Source organism: Herbaspirillum lusitanum P6-12, assembly GCF_000256565.1.
In the GTDB taxonomy this organism is placed as follows: Bacteria; Pseudomonadota; Gammaproteobacteria; order Burkholderiales; family Burkholderiaceae_D; genus Herbaspirillum; species Herbaspirillum lusitanum.
The window spans coordinates 1-3,495 of sequence record NZ_AJHH01000592.1 but is presented as its reverse complement, the minus strand read 5'-3'; the positions used below and the strand labels follow the sequence as shown (position 1 = coordinate 3,495).

Sequence of the window (3,495 nt, the reverse complement as noted above, 5' to 3'; positions counted from 1 at the left end):
GATTTGTCGATCTGGCGTCCCTGGCGCGCCATGTCGCGCCAGCACCTGGCGCGCGATGATCGGGCTGATCGGGCTGCCGCCGCTGGCGAGGCTGCGGATTTCATCGACGATTTTGGCGGGCGAACTGTCTTTCAGCAGATAGCCGGCGGCGCCTGCCTCGATCGAACGCATGACGTGGGTTTCATCGCCGAAATTGGTGCTGACCATGATGTTGCAACCGGGCCAGCGGAGGATGGCTGCGTGAATCACGTCGATGCCCGAACCATCGGGCAAGCCAAGGTCGACCAGCAGCACGTCCGCCGGCGGGCCTTGCAGCATCGCCAGCCCTTCGGCGCGGGTGCCGGCGATATTCGCCAATCGCATGTCCGGCGTGGCTTCCAGCGCCTTGCTCAATGCATCGCGGAAACTCGGGTCATCCTCGACGATGGCGACGTGGATGGAGGGCGGAGCAACGGTGGGGATATCGGGAGTGGATGACATGGCGCCGCTATTGTACGACGCCATGTCGGCCGCGCTGCCGGACAGCTTGAGGCCGGCGGCGCGATTGAATATGTACGACACCATGCCGCTGCAATCGAAGCCGGCGTCCGGATTCTTGCCGCCGAAGCGATAACCGGTGCCGATCATGTCCAGCGCATAAATCGCTATCTCGCTGCCATGTTCGGTGGCGGCTTCGGAACGGATGTCGGTCGGTGTCGGCGTCGGTGTCGAGGCTTCCGGCGCACGCATCGGCGCACTGCCGCAGGCCGTCAGGAGGACGGCGATGCAGCAGGCGGCGAGCGCATGCAATGGATTTGACGACAGAAGGCTACGCATTGCTGCCGCCCCCGGATCAATGACCCAGTTTCACCAGCACGCCTTCCAGCATGGTCAGCATCTGGTCGATTTCATCCTTGGTCACGTTCAGCGACGGCATGAAGCGGATCAGGTTCGGACGCGGCGAGTTCAGCAGCAGGCCGACCGGATTCAGGTCGCGGGCGGCTTCGACGATTTGCGGACCGATGTCCTTGCCCAGCTTCAGCGCGCGCAGCAAGCCTTCGCCGCGTTCGCCTTCGAAACCGTGCTTGTCCGACAGCTTGATCAGTTCTGCGCTGAGGTAAGCGCCGGTAGCCTTGACCGCAGGCAGGAAATCGGGCTTGAGCAATTCCTTGATCACGGCGGCGCCGACCGCAGTCATCAGCGGATTGCCGTTGTAGGTGCCGCCTTGTTCGCCGGCTTCGAAACAGGCGATTTCTTCGCGCGCCAGCAGGGCTGCCAGCGGCACGCCGCCGCCGATGCCTTTGCCCAGCGTCATGATGTCCGGCTCGATGCCCGACAGTTGATAGCCGAACAGTTCACCGGTGCGGCCGACGCCGGTCTGCACTTCATCGACGATGAGCAGCAGGTTGGCGTTCTTGGTCAGGCGGCGCAGGCCTTGCATGAATTCGCGCGTGGCCGGAATCACGCCGCCTTCGCCCTGCACCGGTTCCAGCATGACGGCCACGGTCTTCTTGCTGATCAGGCGCTCGACGCTGGCCAAGTCGTTCAGTTCGGCCTTCGGGAAGCCCGGTACTTGCGGCGCGAACATGGTGTCCCAGCCCGGCTTGCCGCTGGCCGACATGGTCGCGATGGTGCGGCCGTGGAAGCTGTGGTTGAAGGTGATGATTTCGAAGCGGTCTTCACCGGCGCTGTTCTTGTTGAGCTTGCCCCATTTGCGGGCCAGCTTGAATGCGCCTTCATTGGCTTCGGCGCCGCTGTTGGTGAAGAACACGCGATCGAAAACGGAGTTCTCGGTCAGCAGGTTGGCCAACTCGATCGACGGCGCATTGTAGAAAGCCGGCGACGGGTTGATCAGTTTCTTGCCCTGTGCGACCAGCGCATCGGAGATGCATTGCGGCGCGTGACCCAGCGCGTTGACGGCCCAGCCTTGCAGATAGTCGAGGTATCGCTTGCCGGTGTGATCGGTCATCCACATGCCGCTGCCTTCGGTGAAAACGATTTCAGGGCGGTTAGTGACATACATCAGCTTGTTGATGGCGAACTCGTTGAATTCCATGGAATGACTCCTGCTAAGGATGTGTGAAAAATGTGAAGGCGGCGGTAACCGAACTGTAATTAAATCAAGCAACGCGGCCACGAAAAAAACGATAAAAAAAAGCCACAGGGATTGCCTGTGGCTTCGTGACCAGGATTAACTCACGCGCACGGCAAACCTCGTTGAGGTTGGCTACGACGTCGCAAGGAAATGGTGGTGGCGTTCATGCGGTTAATATTAGGACGTTTTGCGCGATGCGTCAAAACTAATTTGGTGCAAATTGCCGCTGATTTTTAGAACGCTCACCACTTTGCAACATGCAGCCGCACGCGAAGGGACGTCCCGACTTGCATCGCTTGCGTTGAGTTACTGCACCGTCGCCAGATCCGCCGCCGACGTGAACGAATCGGCGTAGAACTCCTCTTCCGGCAAGCCGCACTTCGCAACGAAATCGCGCTGCGCCGATTCCACCACGATCGGCGCGCCGCAGGCATACACCTGATAGCCCGACAGATCCGGCTGGTCGTCGATGACGGCCTGGTGGACGAAGCCGGCGCGGCCGCTCCAATTGTCTTCCGGCTGGGCATTCGAGATCACCGGCACATACTTGAAGTTGGGCAGGCTCTGCGCCCAGGTCTTGCACAGTTCGTCCATATACAAGTCCTGCGGACGCCGGCCGCCCCAGTACAGCGTGACCGGCCGGGTCGATTTGGCGTGTTCGAGCTGCTCGACGATCGCCTTGATCGGCGCGAAACCGGTGCCGGAGGCCAGCAGCACGATGGGCTTGTCCGAATCTTCGCGCAGGAAGAAGGTGCCCAGCGGGCCTTCGAAGCGCAGGATGTCGCGCTCTTTCAGCGTCGAGAACACCTGGTCGGTGAACAGGCCGCCGGGCATGTGGCGGATGTGCAGCGTCAGGTGCTCGTCCTTGTGCGGCGCATTGGCCATGCTGTAGCTGCGGCGCTTGCCGTCGCGCAGCATGAACTCGACGTACTGGCCGGCCTTGTATTGCAGGCGGTCGTTGGCCGGCAATTGCAGCGACAGGATGATGACGTCGTCGGCGACCTTGTCCAGCTTGGCCACGCGCCCCGGCATTTTCTTGACCGGGAAGTCTCCGATGCCGGCCACTTCGCGCGCTTCGATGACCACGTCCGAGTTCGGGCGGGCGCAGCAGAACAGGGAAAAGCCCAGGCTCTCGTCCTGTGCCGACAAGGCGCGTTCCTGATGCGGACCGTGGGTCACGCTGCCTTCGACCAGCTTGCCCTTGCAGGAACTGCATGCGCCGTTCTTGCAGCCGTACGGCAGGCCGACGCCGGCGCGAATTGCGGCGGTGAGGATGGTTTCGCCTTCGTCACAGGTAAACTGATGGCCGCTGGGCTGAACGGTAACTTGAAAACTCATACAATCCTGACAATGAACAATGTAAAAAAAATCGGCAAACCGCGTCTGTTGATGCTCGGCTGCGGCGACGTCGGCATGCGCAT

3 protein-coding genes are annotated in these 3,495 nt (G+C 61.4%); all 3 read right to left on the bottom strand.

Annotated features, from left to right (window positions below; genetic code table 11):
* Positions 1 to 627, bottom strand: a 627-nt coding sequence (locus HLUSI_RS0119480) for a response regulator (RefSeq protein ID WP_414087174.1), incomplete at its 3' end; no start/stop codon positions are given.
* Between the two features lie 205 nt (positions 628 to 832).
* A complete protein-coding gene (locus HLUSI_RS0119475) occupies positions 833 to 2,035 on the bottom strand; it encodes an acetylornithine transaminase (RefSeq protein ID WP_016835542.1) in 1,203 nt (400 codons plus the stop codon).
* Positions 2,036 to 2,380: 345 nt separating this feature from the next.
* Positions 2,381 to 3,412 carry a CDP-6-deoxy-delta-3,4-glucoseen reductase gene (locus HLUSI_RS0119470; RefSeq protein WP_016835541.1) on the bottom strand — a complete coding sequence of 344 codons (1,032 nt, stop codon included), beginning with the start codon at positions 3,410 to 3,412 and terminating at the stop codon, positions 2,381 to 2,383.
* Between the last annotated feature and the right edge of the window lie 83 nt (positions 3,413 to 3,495).

Excerpts from the sequence above, each read along its gene's own strand:
- HLUSI_RS0119475 (WP_016835542.1), bottom strand. The coding sequence starts at position 2,035 with ATGGAATTCAACGAGTTCGCCATCAACAAGCTGATGTATGTCACTAAC.
- HLUSI_RS0119470 (WP_016835541.1), bottom strand. The coding sequence starts at position 3,412 with ATGAGTTTTCAAGTTACCGTTCAGCCCAGCGGCCATCAGTTTACCTGT.